Here is an 18,949-nt window from a genome sequence, read left to right on the forward strand (position 1 = left end):
CGGCCCACGCAAAGGCCTGCGCACCCGCTGGCATGGGGAGAGGCTGTACCGCAACGCACGCGCCGAACCGAAGACCAACTTCGCCCCCGACTCACCTATCGGCACTTGGACTCCGCACCCAGCCGTTGCGGGCTCCGATCCGGTGTGCGCGCCGTCACTCCGAGACGGGCATGACCAGCGTCTTCACGAAGTCGACGGCGCCTTCCCGCTGGTAGAAGCGCAGGGCGCCATCGTTGCCCGCGACAACGGAGATCTTCATGACCTGCACACCTGACTCGGCGAGACGCTCGCGCACGGCCCTGACAAGGGCCTGCCCGACTCCGGCGCCGCGAGCCTCGTCATCGACCACGAGGGTTTCCAGCACGCCGACTTGGTCTCCCCACTGCCATGACCCCGGGGCGTCCAGAACGCGCACGACCGCATAGCCGAGCAGGTGATTCCCGTCCCGAGCGACCAGTACCGCGGTGAGCGGCTCCTGCAGCCATTCGAGGTACTGTCGCCGCCGCAGACGCCACGAGTCCTCGGGCGAGCGAACCGCGCCGAGAGCGGTCAGGTGTGCCGCCTCCCGACTGTGGTGGACCAGGAGCTGCCCCCACAGGGGCTCCAGGCAGTCCACCTCGGCAGCAGCCAGGACGTCGATCACGGGATTCATGCCAGGAAGCGTAGCCAGCGAAGGCTCCTCGGCTCCAACCGGTTACCTGGTCAACCATCCGTGCGGCGCCACTGGTCGGCAGAGGTTCACAGATCCGGGGACGGGCACCACGTAGGCCCGCGTCGGCGGTGCGGATCCGGCAGGCACGGCCGCCTCGGACGAGTTCTCGTGCGACGACGGCTTCCTGAAAGAGGCCCCTAGAGCCCGCAATCTGCCCGCTATCGGCGCAGCTGCATGACGAGCCGGCGCACCTCGTCGGACGGGGGCACACCGAGTTCCCGCATGCGCGCGACGTAGCGTTGGTAGAGCGCGAGTACGGCGTCGTCGGTGCCGCTGGCGTGGGCCAGTCTGATGGCGAGCTGCCAGGCCTGCTCGCGGTACGGATCGTCGCGAAGTACGCGGTCGGCCAGTCCCTTTGCCTCACGGTATCGGTTCATTCGGTACGCGAGTTTGGCCGCGTCGACCCGAGCCGAGGTGAAGGCCTCGGCCAGGACTTCGCGACGCTCGGCAACCCAGTCCCCTGAGGCCGGCGCCAAGTAGGGCCCGCGTTCAGCAATGCTGAGGGCGTGCGACAAGGTCTGGAGACGGACCTCGCCATTCTGTCTCCCGGCCTGGGCGACGAGGTCGACCGCCCGTTGTGCCGAGCCCATGGCCCATGCCGGCCCGACCAGGTGAAAGACATCGCCGTCCTGGGCGGGACCCAAGTCGTCGGGCAGCACCTCGCGAAGCCGGAAGAGTGCCTGCCGCAGATAGCTACGACAGGCGGCGTCGTTGCGGCCGCCGAAGAGCACGCCGAGGAGCTCTTGACGGGTAGCCCTGCGGTCGGGTGCCCAGAGCAGGTAGCTGAGGAGCTCGACACTCTTCGTCAGCCGGGGCCGAGCCCTGTTTCCGTCGACAGTGAGGGTCGGGTCGCCGAACTCCTCGAGCACGAGTCGGGGCGTGCTGACGTTCACGCGTACGCGATGTTGGCCCGACAGGTCGGCGAGGATCTCGTGCCAGGGTGACATGCGACTGGACTTCGTGTCCGCGGCTCGGGCCGCTACCGACGGCACGTCCGCCAGGGCTGTGAGCAGCAAGTGCTGGGTTCCGTCCGTCGAGGCGGTGGCCATCGCGAGGTCGGCCGTCGCGTCGGACTCGTCCTCGAGTCCGAGACGCCACTGTGCCTCGGACAGGTACACGGCAACCGTCGGGAGATCGAGATGACGGTCTCCCTTCTGCATGCTCCGCAGGCATGCAGCGAGGTACTCGTGCGCCTCGGCATCCTTGTTCTGCAGCAGATGCGACAGGCCCGACCACATCAGCCACGTCTCCCGTGTGAGGACGTACTCGCAGGCTCCGCTGGCAGTCGCCTCCGCCAGCACACGGTCGGCATGCTGGGTGTCACCCTTGAGCCGCAGCGAGAGCTTGGCTTCAGCGATAAGGCTCATGTTCTGGTAGACCTTCGAGCCGGTCGCCGCGATGAGCTGTCTGCCTCGCTTGATGGATGCACAGGCTTCGTCCTCGCGGCCGAGGTCAAGCATGAGATCGACGGCGTCGACGGCATGCAGCCAGACCGGTTGAGTCGATCCACGGCGAGGCTCGTACATCGCCATCGCGTCGTCCAGGCGCCCGGTGGCGCGTAGGGCGGCGACGGCCCAGGGGCCCCCGAGCACGGTGCGCCACGGGTCGAACGAGCTCGGTGCGTCGAGTGCGTCGAGGCGACCGCGGAAGAAGGCGACGCGCATCAGCAGACCGTCGAGGGGACCGGAGGGCATCGTCGAGTATTCCGGGAAGGGCGGCGGCTCGTCGCCGGTTGCGCCCGCGATCAAGGAGTCGGCGATGTGCCGGCTCCGACCCGGTGGCAGCTGCCGGGCAACGAACTGGGCTTCTTGGATCCGCCCGGAGTGCCAGAGACTCCAACAAGCCAGGACGCGGGACTCCTCGGCGTCGGGAGCCCCCAGTTCTGGGAGCCAGTCGTAGCCGTGCCGATCGATGAACGCGACTCCGCGACCCCACTGCTCCAGTGCGAAAGCAACGCGCAGGACGACGGATCCGATCTCCGGAGTCGGGGTGTGGACCGCCGTACCCAGAGCATCGAGCCAACGCGCCGCCGGGGCAAAGTCCATGCGCGCGACGAGGCTTGGGAGGACGTCGGCGGCCAACCGCCCGGCTGCCTCCAGGTCCCCGAGCCGAAGCAGCTCGTCGACGGCTTCCTCGCGTGCGCCGTTGGCGATCAGCACTTGTGCGTGCCTGCGATGGAGCGCGTCGCGCGTCGTGGCGTCTTCGCCTCCCAGGGTCTCGAGCAGGAAGTCGCGAAACACCGGGTGCGGCGTCATGCGCGAACCGTCAGGGGACCACGTCACCGGAAGATGCCGGGCGCGGAGTCCCGCCATGACCTGTGCTGCGTTCTCCTGCCCCATGGCGCGGGCGCTCTCGAGCGAGACCTCGTCCAGCAGAGCGGTATGGAGGAGGAACGTTCTCTCAATCAGGGAGAGCGAGTTGAAGACATTGGCGGCGACGTAGGGCCTCAGCATGTCGGGATCCGGTTCGTGAGACTGCGTATGACGCCAGCCCTCGAAGAGGACGCCAGTGACCCAGCCTCCTGTCGCCGCCACTGCCTGGGCCGGGTTCACGTCGACGCGGCCGACGGTTCGCAGGGCCGCGCCGGCTTCCTCGGTGTCGAACGAGAGAGCGCCCTCGCCCAGCTCACCCACCCGGTCACGCTCGCTCGTCGACCCCCAGTCGAGTCGGACGTCGACGCGCGAGATCAGGACGAGGTTCACGCCGGACGGGAGGTAGCGCGCAAAGAACGACAGTACGGCGACGCAGGTCTCGTCGGTGGCTATGCGCTCCACGTTGTCGCATACGAGAGTGAGCCGACTTCCCTGGAGGCTTTCCGCCAGCAGTCCGGCCGCCTCACCGATGTGAAGACGCTTGCTCAGGGCATCGGACGCCACACCGGCTGCGCCGGCCACTGTGCCCTCGACTGCCGCCTCGAGGTAGACGAGCAGGCGGCCCGCGGCCTGTTCCGTACCGTCGAGGGAAAGCCAGGCAACGGGCCTGTCGAGGTCACCGACAGCCATGGCCACGGCCGTGGTCTTGCCGGCACCGGCTGCCGCGAACACATTCACCACGGTGTGGCGGTCGAGCAACTGCCTCAGCCGTCGGCTGAGCCTCTCGCGGACGACGATGTCTTTCGACGGCTCCGGCATCGCCAGCTTCCGCCTGATGATCGCGCCCTGCTGCCGACCTGGTGCCTTCGAGCCGGTTGGTCGATCGGGGCCGTAGTCACCCATCGCTCGTCGCGCCCTCCCTACGCCTCAGTGCTCAACTGGAAGCTTGCGCCAGACGTCCGGAGAGTAGAATCCGCCCGAGGTGGGTCGTGCCGGTGACTGCGCATCAAGCCAACCGGTGCTCGCCAGCTTGGTTGACGGAGCCACGCGTGCCTCGACACCCACCTAGGCTTGGCAGCCGGTCTGGACGACCTCGTCCCTCCCATCGAGGAGGGACTGTCTTCGTAGTGCAGTCGGCACGGCAGGGCCGCTGCCGCCCGTGACGAATCAGGACTCCTGTAACGGGCAGCGGGACCGGCCTGTCGTCGCCCTAGCAGCCGGCTCGTACTGGCTCGCCTCCAAGTGAACCTTAGTTGAGGGGTGTTAGCGGGGCGTTAATCGCGACGAAGACACCGTAGTGCGCATATCACTTTGCCCTTGCGCTGGGCTCGACCACCGAGTCCATGCCTGCCGCTACCAAGCCTGAGGTGCCCCGACAGGCCCTCTGTGAAACCACCGTTAGCCAAGCTTGCGGCGGCCTCAGCGGTACCGATGCACTTTCCGTACAAGGAGTGACCCGCCGGCTGGAGGAATCGAACGCTGCGCCGCTTGAACTGGCCCTCACGTCAAAGGAATCGGATCATGAACAGTGCGGACAACGCCTGGAATGGCGACGTAGAGCAAGAAGTGGTCGGCGCCACCGCCGTCTTGACCATTCACCATGGTGAGAAGAACCTGCTGAATCCTGGCATCCTCACCGACCTCCGTACCCGCCTGCAAAAGTGCGACGACGACCCGGACATCCGCGCCGTTCTGCTCACCGGTGCAGGAGAGAGCTTCTGCGGTGGTCTCGACGTCGCTGCCATCAAAGCGGGTGCAGATCCAGCTCTGTTCGGCGAAACGCTGACGGAGGCCCTCCGGATCTTCCCTCGTCTGGGTGTGCCGGTCGCAGCTGCGGTCAACGGCGACGCGCTCGCCGCGGGCGCCGCGTTCGTCGCGGCCTGCGACTTCGCCGTGGCCGTGGACAGTGCGCGAATCGGCACGTTCGAGGTCAACGCCGGGAGGTGGCCGATGATCGCGCAGGTGCCCATCATTCATCGGATTGGGCCGCGCCGTGCCATGGAGAACATCGGTTCCGGCGAGCCTTTCACCGCCGATAGGGCCCGCGAGGTAGGTCTCGTGCAGGCCGTGGTCGAGGCCGGCCGGGCAGCCGTGGTCGCTCAGGAGTGGCTCGACAACGCGCTGAGGGCGGCCGATGCGGGAGCTCCTGGCCGGCGCTCCGTCTACGAGTTCGCGTCGATGTCATACGACGACGCACTCGACGCGTCGCTGTCACGATTTGTCGAGATGTTCGACTGAGGCCTTCTTTGCGGCGCCAAGTGATGTGAGGTCGCAGCGACTTGCTCAGTCGTCGAACCACACGACGAGCCGGACGCCGTCATCTCCGTGCTGTGCTGCGAGTGCCTCCATGGTCCTCCAGACAGGCTGCCACTCGCCGGTGTCGGTGACGGCGTCTCTACGGCGAACGGTGACTGATCTGTAGAGCGTGTCCCCGACGAACCACTCACTTCCCTCGGGCCACTCCCGGACTTCGCCCATTTCGAGACCGACAGCCTGGGCGAACGCCGGACTCCAAGAAGACTTGCCTGTCATCCTGAGCCCGTTCGGAGTCCGGCGATACTCGTGAAGCCGGCTGTCGGGCTTCTCCGCAGGCTCGTCCCAGTCGACCGCCTTCACCTCAGCCCACGTGATCCACGTGGTGCCGTGAAAGCCGTCCTCGCCGTACCACTCGGTCAGCTGCGCGAACCGCGTCCTCAAGGTGACCGAGGCGTCGGTGGGCAGCCCTCGGAATGCGGCGAGGGGACGGAAGTTGGCGTAGTTGCGGACCCCGAAGAGGCAGCCGAACGCATCATAGTTGCGGGTGTTGTTGAGGGGGTCGAGGCCGTGCGCGGTGTACCAGGCTGCCTCCCGACCGTCCTGCGACGCTCGATACTCGATGACGCCGCTTATGTCCGTGCCCATGCCGAACATTCTGCCGACCCCGTCAACCGGTTTCGCCGCTACGGATCGATGCCTTGCGCATACACGAGCTGCCTGGTCAGGACGACAAGAGGTCGGCGGCGTCGCTCCTCACATCAGCTCTACGTCTCCCGCGTGTGATCACCGGCAACGCCGTCACCCGCACTGACGGTGCCCAGCTTTTCGCGCAGTTCCGTGGCGGCGGGATGCCCGATCTCTTCGGCGATCTCCGCAGCTCGGTGCCAGGCGAGGCCGGCGGCGTGAGCGTCCCCCGCGGCGGCGTGCGTGTCGCCGAGGTGGCCGAGGATCTCCGTCTCGCCGTAGCGGTCGCCGAAACCACGCACCAGCTCCAGCGCACGCTCGTAGCAGCGAAGCGCGTCCCCGTGGTCGGTGAGGTGATGATGCGCGTAACCGAGGCTGTCCCACGCCCCTGCCTCACCGTGCCGGTCCCCGATCTCCTGGTTGAGGGCGACCGCCTGGGCGCAGTACTGAAGTGCGGAGCGGTAGTTGCCGAGCGTGATGTGCAGCCAGCCGACGTTGTTGAGCGCCTTCGCCTGCCCGTTGCGGTGCCCGGCACGCTGGTACAGGACCAGGGACTGCTTGGCGTGCTCGAGCGCGTCCCGCTGGTTGCCCTCTGCGTCGCACACCCAGCCCAGACCCCGGTGGGAATGGGCCTGGTTGACGCGGTCGCCGAGTTCGTCGAAGAGATCCAGGGCTCGGCGGAAGTGACTACGTCCCTCGTCCAGGCTCCCCATCTGGGTGTGGACGCTGCCGAGGCTGCGGTGCGCGGTGGCCTCCCAGGAGACGTTGCCCAGCCTGCGTGCCGCTTGCAGGGCGAGATCCTGGGTGGCGGCCCAGTCGTGCCAGTGACCGCGGTAGTCGAAGAACGTCTCAAGGGCCCGTGCCAGGTGCCAGGCGTGCTCGTCCAGACCCGTTCTGACGGCCAGGTCCAGCGTGTTGAGGAGTACGGGGTGTTCGGCGGTGAACCAGGCAAGGGCTGCGTCTCGATCTGCCGGGACGAGGGGTTTCACGCCGGGCAGGGCGGCCGTCGGGCGGACGGCATCGCGGTGCGGATCGAGCCGCTGCGCCGCATGGTGTGCCGTGTGCAGGTAGAAGTCCACCACGCCCCTCCGCAGCGATTCCTCCCTGCCGCCGGCCGCTTCGTGGGCTGCCTCATCTCCCGCTGTCTTTGCCCCTGTTGCTTGTTCCACCGCTGCTTGTTCCACGGCGTAGAGCCGGGCGAGATCGTGCAGGCGGTAGCGGCCGGGCGCGGTCTGCTGTACGAGGTGGGCGGTGTCCAGTTCCCGCAGCGACAGGCGGACGACACTCGGCGGCCGGGCGGTGAGACCGGCCACGGTGGCCTGCGCGACATCCGGTCCCGGGGCGAGGCCCACGAGCCGGAAAACCTCCGCGGCGGCTTCCGTCAGGGCGTGGTACGACACCGTGAAGGCCGCACGTACGCTGGCCGTCAGATCACCCGCGTCCAGGGCGTCCAGTCGCGCCGATTCGTCCGTGAGCTCCTCGGCCAGCACGGCGAGCGGAAAGCCCGGCTGGGCCGCCGCGCGGGCACCGACCACGCTGATCGCCAGGGGCAGCCCGCCGCAGTGGTCCAGCAGAGCGGCCACGGCTTCCGGCTCGGCCGCCGTCCGGTCGTGTCCGACGAGGGCCGCGAGCAGGTCTCGGGCCTCCGGTCCGGTCAGCACGTCGAGTGTCAGGAGCCTGGCCCCGTAGCCGCCGGCCAACCCGGCCAGCCGTCTGCGGCTGGTCACCAGGACCGTACAGCCGGCACTGCCCGGCAGCAGTGCGGCCGCCTGCTCGGCGTCGGCGGCGTTGTCCAGCACGATCAGCATGCGCCGCTCCTGGACCATGCTCCGGTAGAGGCCGGTCTGCGCCGGGACGTCGAGGGGGACAGCCTCGGACGGAACGCCCAAGGCGTCGAGGAAGCCGCGGACCGCCACGGCCGGTGTCAGAGGTGGCTCGCCCGAAGGGCTGAAGCCGCGCAGGTCCACGTACAACTGGCCGTCCGGGAAGTGGTCGAGGTTGCGGTGGGCCCAGTGCAGGACCAGGCGCGTCTTGCCGACCCCTGCGCTGCCCCCGATCGCGACGACGGTCACCGACCCGCTCGACGTACCGGACGACCCCAGGGCTTTGTCGAGTTCCGCCAGTTCCTGGTCCCGGCCGCAGAACCACCGTGGGCCTGCCGGCAGCTGACGCGGTGTCGGAACAGAGGCCGTGGCGCCGAGAGGAGCAGAGGGACGGTCCGGCACGGCCAGTGCCACATCACCGGTCAGGATGTCCTGGTGCAGTCGCTGGAGTGGCGCCGAGGGGTCGACTCCCAGTTCCTGGGCAAGCCGCCGTCGGACGGTCTGGTAGTGGGCCAGCGCGTCACCGGGCCGGCCGTCCCGGTACAGGGCCAGGATGAGCTGCCCGGCAAGCCGCTCGTCCAGCGGATACTCGCCGGCGAGGGCGGTCAGCTCCGGCAGCAGCGCGCCGTGCGCCCCTCGACGCAGTTCCAGGTCGTGGGCGTCCAGCCGAGCCGACAGCCGTTCCCGTTCCAGTGCCTGGCGCAGATCGACGAACCACGGCGTGTCCACGGTCGCGAACGGCTCGCCCCGCCATAACGCCAGCGCCTGCCGCATCAGTTCCGCCGCCTGTTCGTCGCCTGCCGTCCGGGCGCGAGAGACCAGATCGCGAAAGAGGTGGACGTCGATCCACAGCGGGTCCGCCTCCAGCACGTAACCGCCGGGCTGCCGGACGATCCGCACATCCGCCGGCAGGTCCAGCGCGCCCCGTAATCGCGAAAGGTATCCGTACAGCGTGTCCCTGGCGCGCTGTGGTGCACGATCGCCCCAGACCCGGCCGGCGAGCTCGTCGACCGGCACCGCCCGGTTGACGTCGACGAGCAGGGCTGCCAGAACACACCGTTGGCGGATGTGACCCACGTCGACCGGCCGGCCGTCCACGCGCGCCTCGATCGTGCCGAGCAAGCCGAAGGTCAGCACTCTTTCGACCTCCTCCCTCATGCGGTCGCCACGAGGCGACTTGCGGTGGCCAGACGTTCCACGATCGGCCCGGCAGCGGATACCGGCGCGCGGTTGCGCACGCGATGCGACCCGACCGGGCGTGATCTACCAAGGACTGCCCGGCAGCAACGGTCTCCAAGCTGCCCGCACCGGACTTCGAGCTCGTGATCCGTCAACCGCCACCGCAATTGGTGGAATTCGAGGCCTGGCCCACCGCGCGTCCCCCGGTGCGGGGCCGGGTCCCGAGGGCGGCCGCCGGTTCAAGGTTCCTCCAAGACCTCCCGCGCACAGTGGTGTCAGAGCTTTCGGCCGGACGGCAGGAAGCAGCCACGTGTGACGGAGGAGACCCATGCGTATCAGTCGTACCCTCACCGCGACGGCCGTAGGCGGCGCCCTGACACTGGCCGGCATGGCCGCGCCGGGATCAGCGGTCGCCGCCGCCAAGTACCCCGGCCAGGTCACCTGCCCCAAGGGCGACTACCAGCTCTGCATCGACGGCGGCCCCGGCAACTTCACCATCAGTGGGAAGAAGTTCTCCGGCCACGACAACGCCATCCTGCTCAGGAACGTCAAGAAGGTCACCGTCTCGGGCAACCAGTTCACGAACCTCAGCGGCTCCACCGGCTACGCCGGGGTCCACGTCCAGAACTCCTCAGGCATCGTGATCAAGAACAACACCTTCTCCAACCTGCGCAACGGCGGCAACATGCACGGCGTCTACCTGGTCAAGACGTCGAGCAGCAGCATCACCGGCAACAAGTTCTCGACGATCAGCGGCGACCCCGTGCGGATCAGGGACGGCAGCAAGAACAACACCGTCAGCGGAAACACCTTCACCGGGTCCGGGATGTACGGCCTGTTCAGCGAGTGGGGCCGCCTGGACAAGGGCGAGACCTGCGGAAGCGGCAACATCTTCAAGAACAACAAGTACAAGGCCGGCGGTTACGGCGGCAAGGCGATCTCGCTCGTCAAGTGGGGCGGCAGGGGCGGAGGCAGCACGGGCCTGAAGCTGACCTGGAACAACTGCAAGAAGGCGAGCATCGTCAACAAGGGCGGCAACAGCAAGCTGTAGGTGACGGACGCCAGGGCGGGGGAGTCTGAGGCCGGGAAGGTCAGGGGGACGGCGGATGTCCGCCCAGGGTTCGGCGGAGGAGGGGGCGGGACGGACCGGGGCTACGGTCGGCGTCCCGCCGGGCTCGCTCGGCGCTGGTCGAACCGCTGGCGTCAGGAGGGGCAGACCTCGACGCCGGGGGCGGGGTCGGCGCCGACGTTGACGTTGCCACCCCAGGCCCACACGAAGTAGTACGTGTGTCCGGGGAAGTGGACAGTGACCTGGTACCAGACGTCCGTGGTGTAACCGCCGGCCGTGACGCGCTCACCGCGCCCGTAGCACTTCACCACCCCGGTGGCACCCTCCGGCCCGCTCGTGTTGAGGATCCTGTACGACGTACCGGGGCCGGTCCTGATGTTGCTGTTCGGCTGCAGGATCGGAGAGGACTGGACGGTGAGGGAAGCCCGCTCGGAGGCGCTGGGGGCTGCCTGGGAGGCGCCGGCCCCGCCGAACAGCATGAAGGCGGAACCGATCGCGAGACCGGCGGCGGTGAGACGGGCTTTGCGCTTGAGCATGGTGGGCTCCTCGTCAGGCCGGAACCGGGCTCGTCGTTAGCGGCCCGGTGGCATCCGTTTCCGTCTCACAGACAGAACTCGGCGTCCCGGCGTATGACCGTACCGACAGCGAATGTCTCCTCGCCGCGTCCTCATACGGCGCGGTGCGCCTGCTCGTCCACCCGGTGGTGCGGGCCACGCACCTGACCGACCACGAGCCCGGGACGGGCACCAGAACGGGGCGAAGGGGACGACATGTTGAACAAGTCAGCGAGGCGCGGCGTCCGACTGGGCGGCGCGGCGGCGGTGTTGTGCGCACTCGCGATCACGGTGGGCGCCGTGCCCGCCCAAGCGTCTGCCGAACAGCGTTCCGCGGGGCCGGTGTTCACCACCTGGGCGACGGATGTGAACGTCCGCAAGGACTCGGCCCCGGGCTTCCGCTGTCCCGAGTTCCCCTCGCCCGGCAACTGCCCGCAGGTGATGGGCAGGGCGCAGCCGGGCGACCAGCTCGAAGTGACGTGCCAGACGCGGGGCGAGACGGTCGGCGGCAACCCGTACTGGGTCTTCGTGGACAACCGGACCCGGGGCTTCGACGGGTGGATGGCGAGCTACTACATCTCGCACCCGGACAACTGGCTGCCCGGCGTCCCGCAGTGCTACGGGCCGTGACCTGTCGGTCCACCGCGCGCAGATCGCCCGACCCCACGGTGACGTGTCCCGCGGACAGGAGGACCGGCCCCGACTACCGGGCCGGTCCGTTCCCGCCCCACCCACCACGCAGGAAGGCGGTGAGGCCGTCCAGGAGGATGTTGCTGCCGAACTCGGACTGGTCGCGGTTCTCGGCGCTCTCGAAGGTCTGGGACAGGGTGATCCGGGTGTGGTCTCCGTCGGCGGCCAGGTCGACGGTCATAAGGACGAGCTCCTCGCGGCCGGGCACGCTCATGCCGATCACCAGTCGCTTGTTCTCCACGACCTCGGTGTAGCGGCCGGACAGCGGCACGCGGGTGCCGTCGGGGATGACCATGACGGAGCTCCAGGCGCCGCCGGGCCGGACGTCGAGGACGACCTCTTCGGCGTTGGCCCACTGTCCGTACTGGTCGGCATGGGTCCAGGCGGCCCAGACCTGCTCGACCGGAGCCTCCAGGGTGCGGGTGATGGTGTAGTCGAAAGCGACGGGGGCCATGTCTGTCTCCTTGTGTCTGATCCCGCGGGTGCGGGACTGGGCTGCACACTCACGGAGAACGTCGGAGCCGATGACACGTTCTCGACACCGCCCGGAAGATTCTTTTCTCGGCATCTGCGTCCACGCTCGGCGGAGCGCGAGCCTCAGAGTTCCGTCGTCGCCAGGGGGCGCATTGCCGCCCGCCGCGCTGATGAGCTGGGGCGGCTCGTGTCGTCGACGAGGTCACTGCTGCCGATCCTGAAGCGTGACGTGTGCCACTTTCGGCTCAAGGTCTCTGCTCTGAACGGGGCCCCACCGGGTTGAGGAAGTCGACGGGATCTTTCGCCCCGCACGGCCATGTCCGATCGACACGATGGAACGACGTGACTCCTCTCTTCACAATGCGCGCTGCCCTGCCGGTTGCCGCCGCGACCGGTGTGCTGGTGCTCGCCGGGTGCTCCCAGGGCGACAACACCTCATCCCCGGGCACCTCCTCGGCAGGCTCGGCCTCGGCTCAGGCGCCCGCCGGGAACGGTGAACTGACGGTCCCTCAGGACGTCGACGAGGAGACGAAGAAGCAATACCTGTACCAGAACGCCCTTGCCGTCTGCATGCGCGCGAAGGGCTTCACCTACACACCGCGCGTGGAGGGCGTCGAAGCCGAGGCGTTCCCCTTCGACGGTCAGGACTACGAACTGGCGAAGGAGTACCGCGGAAAGTACGGGTACGGCGCCACCTATGCCCGGGTCGTCTACCCGAACGACGCCAACGCCATCGGCTCGCGGGCGTACACCGAGAAGTACGAATCGAACCCCGACCAGGCGTACCGGGACTCGCTCTCCCCGGCGCAGCAGCGCGCCTACGAGAAGGCGTTCGGGGAGCTGGCGATGGTGGACGGAAAGAAGACGGAGCTCCCGGGCTGTCACAAGGACGCGACGGTGCGGGCCTACGGTCCGGAGAAGTCGGAGGCCGAACGGACCCGTGAGGCCAATGCCTCCAGGGCCGCCGATCGAGCGGCACAGCAGGCACTCGACGGGGACTCGCGGTTGGTCGCACTGGCGCAGGACTTCGCGTCCTGTCTTCGTGGTGAGGGGATCCCCGTCACCACCACGCAGCCCACCTCCATAGGCGACATGGTGAAGTTCGCCGTGAACGGCCAAGGTCAAGGCGTGGACGAACTGGACATAGAAGCCGCGCGTGCCGAGCTCGCCCAGGAAATCAACGTCGCCCTGGCGGATCTGGAGTGTGGAAGGAAGTTCCGGGCCGCGTACTTCCCGAAGCTCGCCAAGCACCCCTTCACCGGACTCGGCGGATGAGCCGCGTCCGTGGCGGTCCGGCAGCCCGCACCAGACAGGTCGTGATCATCGTCGGCGTGGTCGCCGTAGTGGGCGCCGGTGGCTGGATCACCGGTACGCAGATGCAGTCGCCCGCCGACGCCGCCGCAGCGCACGAGCCACCCAAGGCCGGTCCGGTGACGGTCGCGGTGGCGCGCCAGAAGCTGACCGCGACCGTGGTGGCCCAGGGGACCGTCGAGTTCGGGGCACCGCAGGGCATCTCGCTGGCAGGACCCGTGGGCTCCTTTCGCGACGGCGAGACCGCCCAGCGGGTCACCAAGCTGCCGACCGAAGGACGGACCCTGGCCGAGGGCAGCGTCCTGATGCAGGTCAGCGGCCGCCCGGTATTCGTGCTGAGAGGTCCGGTGCCGATGTACCGCGTGCTCGGCCCGGGCAGCTCGGGTGAGGACGTCCGCCAGTTGCAGAGCGCGTTGCGCAGACTCGGCCACGACCCCGGAGCGGTCAGTGGCAGCTACCGTGAGGGCACCGCGGCCGCGGTCGGCCAGTGGTACGAGAGCAAGGGTTTCGCGCCGCAGAGCCCCGCTCTCGCCGACCGGCAGCAGCGCGCCGATCTCGAAGCGGCCGTCACCTCCGCCCAACTGGCTTTGCTCGAGGAGCAGTCGGGCGGAGACGCCGGTACGGCGGCCGGACCGGACCCGGGCGAGGCCGCGGAACTTCGGCTGCGCTCCGCGCGACGGCAGCTGGACCAGGCCAACGCGGCGCTGAACGCGTTCGAGGCCACGTACGGCACCAAGGTCCCGGCGGGTGAGGTGGTCTTCCTGCCCGAACTCCCGGTACGTGTCGGCAAGGTCGAGGTGGGACTCGGTGGCCCTCCGGACGGCGAGGTGGTGACCGTCACGTCGTCCGACGTGGTGGTGCGGGCCACGGTGCCCGGAGCGGACGGCGCGGCGCTGCGCGAGGGCATGGAGGCACGAGTCGAGACGGCGGACGGCCGTGAGGTTCGCGGTGTCGTGTCACGGATCGGCGGTGCGAGCGCCGGTCAGGCCGGCGACCAGGCCGGGGCCGAATCGGGCGAGGGCGGGAAAGCCGGCACGGACGAGGGGTCCGGCGGGTATGGCGAGGCAGGGGCACCGGACCCGGCCGACCCGTCGGCGCCGGTCCCGTTGGAGATCTCCGTACCCGATGCGGCGCCCCTGCGGAACCACGCGGGGGACGTCGCCAAGGTGAGCGTGGAGGTGGGCGCCTCCGCGGACTCGGTCCTCGTGGTGCCCGTGGCGGCGGTCCGCACATCCACTGACGGCAAGGCCCGGGTGCAGGTGCGGCGGCACGGTACGACTGTCACCGTGCGCGTCAGCTTGGGCATCGCCGCTGCCGGGCTCGTCGAGGTGACTCCGGACAGCGGGTCGCTGCACGTGGGCGACCAGGTGGTGGTCGGACAATGAGGCGACGCACCGCCGCGGCCAGGTTCGAGGACCCGCCGGACGTGAACACCGTGATCGAGCTTCGCCAGGTGTGCCGGATCTTCGACGCCGAACCACCTGTGCGTGCGCTGCACGACGTGGAACTGTCGGTCCACAGAGGGGAACACCTCGCGATCGTCGGCCCGTCGGGGTCGGGGAAGTCCACGCTGCTGAACACCCTGGGGCTGCTGGACCGGCCGACGTCCGGGAGCTACTGGCTCGACGGAGTGCTGACCAACGCCCTGGGCGACCTGGAACGCACCGCTCTGCGGGGGAGCCGCATCGGTTTCGTCTTCCAGTCCTTCCACCTGCTGCCGTACCGGACGGTGGAGGAGAACGTCATGCTGGCCGAGGCCTACCGGGCTTCCGGGCCGAGCCGCGGGCGGCGTACCCGGGCCGAGCGGGCCCGGGAGGTCTTGGAACGCGTCGGCCTCGGACACCGTATCGGCTTCCTGCCCGGCAGGCTGTCCGGCGGCGAGCGGCAGCGGACGGCCATCGCCCGTGCGCTGATGGGCGAGCCGGCCCTGCTGCTGTGCGACGAGCCGACCGGCAACCTCGACAGCGAGAACACCGAATCGGTGCTGGCGCTCTTCGACGAACTGCAAGCCCAGGGCATCACGCTGCTGGTCATCACCCACGACGACTCCGTCAGCCGCCGCGCGACCCGGCGAGTCCGGATCCATGACGGCCGACTCGGTCTGGAGACGACATGAGGTGCCGCCGCGACCGGCCGGGGCGGCCACGCATCGACCCTCGAGACCTGTGGTCGGAAGCACTGGCCGGCGTACTGGCCCGCCCCGTGCGCTCGGCGCTGACGACGTTGGGCACCGTGCTCGGCATCGGCACCCTGGTGATCACGCTAGGTGTGGCATCGACGGCGGCGAACCAGATCGTCGGCAGGTTCGACGCACTTACCGCCACCTCGGTGACGGTCACGGTGCCATCACCGCGTCCCGGTTCGGACAGCCCTCCGCTGGTCGACTGGACCGGCGCAGAGGCGGTCGAGCGTCTTGCCGGCGTCGTCTCGGCGGCGGCGCTCGCGGATTCGGCAAGCACCGCGAACGTACAGGTGCGAGCCAATGAGGTGGTCGCGCCGGGGGAGCTGACGTCACAGACCCTGGCGGTCGTGGCGGCCGGCCCCGCCTTGCCCGAGGCTGTCCGCGGCACGATGGCCAGCGGCCGCTTCTACGACGGGGGTGACATCGGCCGTCACGACCGGGTGGCGGTCCTGGGAGACCAGGCGGCCCGGCTGCTCGGCATCGACGACGTCCGGCACGCGCCTGCCGTCTTCTTCCGCGGCCAGTCCTTCACCGTGATCGGCGTGCTCGGCGGTTTCCGGCGCGAACACCGACTGTCGACGTCGGTGATCCTGCCGCCGACCACCGCTGCGGACCGGATGGGTCTGAAGCATGTGACCCACGTCCTGCTCAACACCTCGCTGGGTGCGGCCCAGCAGGTTGCCCGGCAGGCGCCGATCGCGCTGTCTCCCGGGAACGAGGACGCTCTCTCCGTGGTGGCCCCGCCGGACCTGTCCAAGGCCAGGAAGGGCGTCCAGGGCGATGTCGACGGGCTGTTCCTGGTGCTCGGACTGGTCTCCCTCGTCGTCGGAGCCATCGGCATCGCCAACGTCACCCTCGTCACGGTGATGGAACGGACCGGCGAGATCGGGCTACGACGGGCACTCGGCGCGTCGAGACGGCAGGTGGCGGGGCAGTTCCTCGCGGAGTCAACGATGATCGGCCTCCTCGGCGGGGTCACCGGCGCGGCCCTCGGTATCGTCGCAGTAGTGTGCGTCGCAGGCGCAAAGGAATGGACCCCTGTGCTGGACCTGCGCCTCGCGTTCGGTGCCCCGGTGGCCGGAGCTGTCGTTGGGTTCCTCGCCGGCCTGTACCCCTCGCTGCGCGCCGCCCGAATGGAACCCGTGGACTCCTTGCGGGCCGCCTCTTGACCCGCGCGAGGCGCCGGACAGGTCGTCCTCCGCGCGGATCGCGGCCGGCGCATCCCGGTGACCGCGACGGGCTCGACGTCGAGCGCCGGGACTTTGTGAGGTGCGCCACGGCGGGCAACGCCCCAGGGGTACGAAACGGTTCAGAGTGCGTGAGAGCACCCGGCGCACATGAACAGACGGTACGAGGACGGCATGCGAAGCGGTTGGACGGAGTTCGAGGAGTTCGTGGCCCAGTGCGGACCACGGCTGCTCCGCTCGGCCTGGCTGCTCACCGGCGACCGCTACCTCGCCGAGGATCTGCTGCAGTCCGCACTGGCCCGCAGCTGGCCCAAGTGGCGGCGCATCCGCGACGACCACCCGGAGGCATATGTGCGGCGGGTGATGATCAACGTGCACGCCTCCTGGTGGCGGCGGCGCTGGCGGGGGGAGGTGCCGCACGAGTCGCTGCCCGAGCTGGCGGTGCCGGGGGACCGGTACGGAGAAGTGGATCTCGAACGCACGGTGCGACAGGCGCTGCGACGTCTGCCGGCCCGGCAGCGGGCCGTGGTGGTCCTCCGCTACCTGGAGGATCGCAGCGTCGAGGAGACGGCGGCGCTGCTGGACTGCTCCGCCGGAACGGTCAGGAGCCAGTCCGCCAAGGCCCTGCGTACGCTGCGTGGCACGCTGCCCCATCCCGCCGGCCTGCTGAGGTGATCAGGTGAGCACCGGCAAGGACGAGCCCGGGACAGAGGTCGAGATCCTGCGAGCAGTGCTGCTGGATCGGCCGGCCGACCTTCCGGCACCGCCCGACCGGATGGCGGCGGTGCGCAACCGGTTCCGGCGTACCCGGCGGTTGCGCGTCGCGGCGACCGCAGTGCCGCTGGTACTGCTGGCGGCCGTGTTCGTGCCACAACAGCTCGGTCCGGGCCGGACAGCCGAGGTGGCCGGCCCGGCGGCCGAACCGAGCTTTTCGCCGGGGGCCGCGAGCTTGCAGAACCTCTACGGCCTGCAGATGCCGGTGCCACCGGACTGGAGCGAGCTCACCGTCCCCTCACATCGCGCCGGCGCCTCTCCGGTGCGTTTCATCTCCACGGGTCGACTCGACATGCCGGGGGAGACCTGTCCGGACCTGCGGGCGGACGACTGGACCGACCCGGCCTGCCTGCCGAACTCCGGCCGCGACCTCGGAGCCCTTGTGGCCTTTCAGGTCGAGGAAGATCCGGCGGCAGCCGTCGAGGCCGGGCGCGACACCGAGGCGCGGGCCGTTGCGGCGTCACCCGCCTGCCGGTCCCTCTCCGGGACGACGATGTACAAGGTGCAACGGTCGGTGGGCACTGGGCATCCGAACGCCGTGATCACCGGGATGGCCTGTGTGGGTGAGGTCAGCACGGAGACTCACTCCAAGCTGATGTCCATCCTCGACAAGGCTGTCCTCCCCTAGCTCACAGGGTCCCACTTGAGCTGCGGCCCTTCCGGTCGATCGCTTCCACCACCGTGTTGCGCATGTCCGCAACCGTGTTCGCACTTCTCCCTTTAAGGCAGTGACATTTCGGATGGCCGGACCACATGGACACACGTCGTGCGCACTCGCGACCTCCGGGGCGCTCGCGTCACGAACGGCCCGCGAGATCGGAGTCGATTCCCGTGGGTGAACGAGTCGCACGTCGCAGAGCGCGGGGAAAGAGACGTCGCAAAGCCTCTCGCCGCTCCCGCGCTGTCCGGATCACTCTCGCCGTGGTCGTCACGGGCGCGGTCGCCGGAGCAGGCGCTCTGGCCCTGCGGCAAGCCGTCGGCCCCGGTGCGGAGACGGCGGCCGGAAGTACTCAGGCCCTGTCGGCGCCGGATGTGGCAGTCTCTCCGCCTCGGAGCAGCACCCCCTCACCCGTACAGCCACAGCCGACCAGGAGCCCTCGGCCGGACCCGACGCCCGAGATCCTCGTGGCCGGCCCCGGCACGTTCACCACGGCACAGTCATCCGGCAGCCCGGTGGGTTCTGGCCCGCTGCGCCGCTACCGCGTGCAGGTCGAGGACGGCATCGACATGTCGGCCGAGGATGCCGCAGCAGAGATCCAGGGGATCCTCGCCCACGAGCGCAGCTGGGCCGCCCACGGCCGTGGTGCGTTCCAACTGGTCTCCTCCACAGCCGACTTCGTCATCAAAATCGCCACACCCGCCACCGCCGACCGGCTCTGCCTGGCAGAGGGTCTCGACACCCGTGGTGAACTGAACTGCGAGACGTCCGAAGGTGTGGTGGTCAACCTGCGCCGCTGGACGCAGGGCTCGCCGCAGTTCGACGGCACTCCGGCGGAATACCGCCACCTGATCATCAACCACGAGGTCGGTCACGAGACAGGGATCCGCACACACCTGGGCTGCTCCGGTCCGGGAGAGCTCGCGCCGGTGATGATGCAGCAGATCAAGGGGCTGAACGGCTGCCTCTCCAACGCCTGGCCGTACGACGAGCACGGCGAGTACATCAGCGGCCCGACCGTGTGACCCTGAGGTTGACTCCTTCGGTCCAGTGCGTGGTCGTACGGCGAGCGGTCCGTCCGAGA

General features: G+C 69.1%; 16 protein-coding genes. 10 read left to right on the plus strand and 6 right to left on the minus strand.

The window, feature by feature from the left end:
* Positions 1-154 precede the first annotated feature (154 nt).
* Entirely contained in the window at positions 155-652 is a 498-nt protein-coding gene (locus ACIP2X_RS06760) for a GNAT family N-acetyltransferase (protein ID WP_401668385.1), read from the minus strand.
* A 218-nt stretch (positions 653-870) separates the two neighbouring features.
* Positions 871-3,927, minus strand: coding sequence for a BTAD domain-containing putative transcriptional regulator (locus ACIP2X_RS06765; RefSeq protein WP_401668387.1), 3,057 nt, complete (start codon positions 3,925-3,927; stop codon positions 871-873).
* 618 nt (positions 3,928-4,545) lie between these two features.
* On the opposite strand from ACIP2X_RS06765, the gene ACIP2X_RS06770 reads away from it, so the two are divergent.
* Positions 4,546-5,262: an enoyl-CoA hydratase/isomerase family protein gene (locus tag ACIP2X_RS06770; RefSeq protein ID WP_401668389.1), complete on the plus strand. Its 717-nt coding sequence runs from the start codon at positions 4,546-4,548 to the stop codon at positions 5,260-5,262.
* Between the two features lie 45 nt (positions 5,263-5,307).
* On the opposite strand, the gene ACIP2X_RS06775 is transcribed toward ACIP2X_RS06770, so the two are convergent.
* Together ACIP2X_RS06775 and ACIP2X_RS06780 are read right to left on the minus strand one after the other, a co-directional pair.
* Positions 5,308-5,925 carry a hypothetical protein gene (locus ACIP2X_RS06775; protein ID WP_401668391.1) on the minus strand — a complete coding sequence of 206 codons (618 nt, stop codon included), beginning with the start codon at positions 5,923-5,925 and terminating at the stop codon, positions 5,308-5,310.
* 119 nt (positions 5,926-6,044) lie between these two features.
* Entirely contained in the window at positions 6,045-8,924 is a 2,880-nt protein-coding gene (locus ACIP2X_RS06780; protein WP_401668394.1) for a BTAD domain-containing putative transcriptional regulator, read from the minus strand.
* A 370-nt stretch (positions 8,925-9,294) separates the two neighbouring features.
* On the opposite strand from ACIP2X_RS06780, the gene ACIP2X_RS06785 reads away from it, so the two are divergent.
* The gene (locus tag ACIP2X_RS06785; protein ID WP_401668396.1) at positions 9,295-10,017 is read left to right on the plus strand and encodes a right-handed parallel beta-helix repeat-containing protein; all 723 of its coding nucleotides are present in this window, start codon (positions 9,295-9,297) and stop codon (positions 10,015-10,017) included.
* Positions 10,018-10,169: 152 nt separating this feature from the next.
* Here the strand turns inward: ACIP2X_RS06785 and ACIP2X_RS06790 are convergent, their stop codons facing one another.
* Positions 10,170-10,571 carry a hypothetical protein gene (locus ACIP2X_RS06790; RefSeq protein ID WP_401668398.1) on the minus strand — a complete coding sequence of 134 codons (402 nt, stop codon included), beginning with the start codon at positions 10,569-10,571 and terminating at the stop codon, positions 10,170-10,172.
* A gap of 234 nt (positions 10,572-10,805) precedes the next feature.
* Between ACIP2X_RS06790 and ACIP2X_RS06795 the strand changes: the two genes are divergently transcribed.
* Positions 10,806-11,219, plus strand: a complete 414-nt coding sequence (locus ACIP2X_RS06795) for a hypothetical protein (RefSeq protein WP_401668400.1) — start codon at positions 10,806-10,808, stop codon at positions 11,217-11,219.
* A gap of 73 nt (positions 11,220-11,292) precedes the next feature.
* Here the strand turns inward: ACIP2X_RS06795 and ACIP2X_RS06800 are convergent, their stop codons facing one another.
* On the minus strand, positions 11,293-11,733 hold the full coding sequence (locus ACIP2X_RS06800) for an SRPBCC domain-containing protein (protein ID WP_401668403.1): 441 nt from the start codon (positions 11,731-11,733) through the stop codon (positions 11,293-11,295).
* Between the two features lie 380 nt (positions 11,734-12,113).
* Between ACIP2X_RS06800 and ACIP2X_RS06805 the strand changes: the two genes are divergently transcribed.
* The 7 genes from ACIP2X_RS06805 to ACIP2X_RS06835 all read left to right on the plus strand — a co-directional run bounded on the left by ACIP2X_RS06805 (position 12,114) and on the right by ACIP2X_RS06835 (position 18,890).
* Positions 12,114-13,028, plus strand: a complete 915-nt coding sequence (locus tag ACIP2X_RS06805; protein WP_401668405.1) for a hypothetical protein — start codon at positions 12,114-12,116, stop codon at positions 13,026-13,028.
* Entirely contained in the window at positions 13,025-14,449 is a 1,425-nt protein-coding gene (locus ACIP2X_RS06810; RefSeq protein ID WP_401668408.1) for a peptidoglycan-binding protein, read from the plus strand. Before ACIP2X_RS06805 ends, ACIP2X_RS06810 begins: the two co-directional genes overlap by 4 nt.
* Positions 14,446-15,180 (plus strand): ABC transporter ATP-binding protein, encoded by a 735-nt coding sequence (locus tag ACIP2X_RS06815; protein ID WP_401668410.1) that lies wholly within the window; start codon positions 14,446-14,448, stop codon positions 15,178-15,180. The genes ACIP2X_RS06810 and ACIP2X_RS06815 overlap by 4 nt, the downstream gene beginning before the upstream one ends.
* On the plus strand, positions 15,177-16,415 hold the full coding sequence (locus ACIP2X_RS06820; protein WP_401668412.1) for an ABC transporter permease: 1,239 nt from the start codon (positions 15,177-15,179) through the stop codon (positions 16,413-16,415). The genes ACIP2X_RS06815 and ACIP2X_RS06820 overlap by 4 nt, the downstream gene beginning before the upstream one ends.
* A gap of 168 nt (positions 16,416-16,583) precedes the next feature.
* Positions 16,584-17,108, plus strand: coding sequence for a SigE family RNA polymerase sigma factor (locus tag ACIP2X_RS06825; RefSeq protein WP_401668415.1), 525 nt, complete (start codon positions 16,584-16,586; stop codon positions 17,106-17,108).
* Between the two features lie 4 nt (positions 17,109-17,112).
* Complete coding sequence (locus tag ACIP2X_RS06830; protein ID WP_401668418.1) at positions 17,113-17,835, plus strand: hypothetical protein; 723 nt, start codon at positions 17,113-17,115, stop codon at positions 17,833-17,835.
* 497 nt (positions 17,836-18,332) lie between these two features.
* A complete protein-coding gene (locus ACIP2X_RS06835) occupies positions 18,333-18,890 on the plus strand; it encodes a DUF3152 domain-containing protein (RefSeq protein ID WP_401668419.1) in 558 nt (185 codons plus the stop codon).
* The last annotated feature ends 59 nt before the right edge of the window (positions 18,891-18,949 follow it).

Source organism: Streptomyces sp. NPDC089424 (assembly GCF_044749345.1).
Taxonomy (GTDB): Bacteria; Actinomycetota; Actinomycetes; order Streptomycetales; family Streptomycetaceae; genus Streptomyces.

Coding starts and splice junctions, on each gene's coding strand:
- ACIP2X_RS06760 (WP_401668385.1), bottom strand. CDS start 652: ATGAATCCCGTGATCGACGTCCTGGCTGCTGCCGAGGTGGACTGCCTG.
- ACIP2X_RS06765 (WP_401668387.1), bottom strand. CDS start 3,927: ATGGGTGACTACGGCCCCGATCGACCAACCGGCTCGAAGGCACCAGGT.
- ACIP2X_RS06770 (WP_401668389.1), top strand. CDS start 4,546: ATGAACAGTGCGGACAACGCCTGGAATGGCGACGTAGAGCAAGAAGTG.
- ACIP2X_RS06775 (WP_401668391.1), bottom strand. CDS start 5,925: ATGGGCACGGACATAAGCGGCGTCATCGAGTATCGAGCGTCGCAGGAC.
- ACIP2X_RS06785 (WP_401668396.1), top strand. CDS start 9,295: ATGCGTATCAGTCGTACCCTCACCGCGACGGCCGTAGGCGGCGCCCTG.
- ACIP2X_RS06790 (WP_401668398.1), bottom strand. CDS start 10,571: ATGCTCAAGCGCAAAGCCCGTCTCACCGCCGCCGGTCTCGCGATCGGT.
- ACIP2X_RS06795 (WP_401668400.1), top strand. CDS start 10,806: ATGTTGAACAAGTCAGCGAGGCGCGGCGTCCGACTGGGCGGCGCGGCG.
- ACIP2X_RS06800 (WP_401668403.1), bottom strand. CDS start 11,733: ATGGCCCCCGTCGCTTTCGACTACACCATCACCCGCACCCTGGAGGCT.
- ACIP2X_RS06805 (WP_401668405.1), top strand. CDS start 12,114: ATGCGCGCTGCCCTGCCGGTTGCCGCCGCGACCGGTGTGCTGGTGCTC.
- ACIP2X_RS06810 (WP_401668408.1), top strand. CDS start 13,025: ATGAGCCGCGTCCGTGGCGGTCCGGCAGCCCGCACCAGACAGGTCGTG.
- ACIP2X_RS06815 (WP_401668410.1), top strand. CDS start 14,446: ATGAGGCGACGCACCGCCGCGGCCAGGTTCGAGGACCCGCCGGACGTG.
- ACIP2X_RS06820 (WP_401668412.1), top strand. CDS start 15,177: ATGAGGTGCCGCCGCGACCGGCCGGGGCGGCCACGCATCGACCCTCGA.
- ACIP2X_RS06825 (WP_401668415.1), top strand. CDS start 16,584: ATGAACAGACGGTACGAGGACGGCATGCGAAGCGGTTGGACGGAGTTC.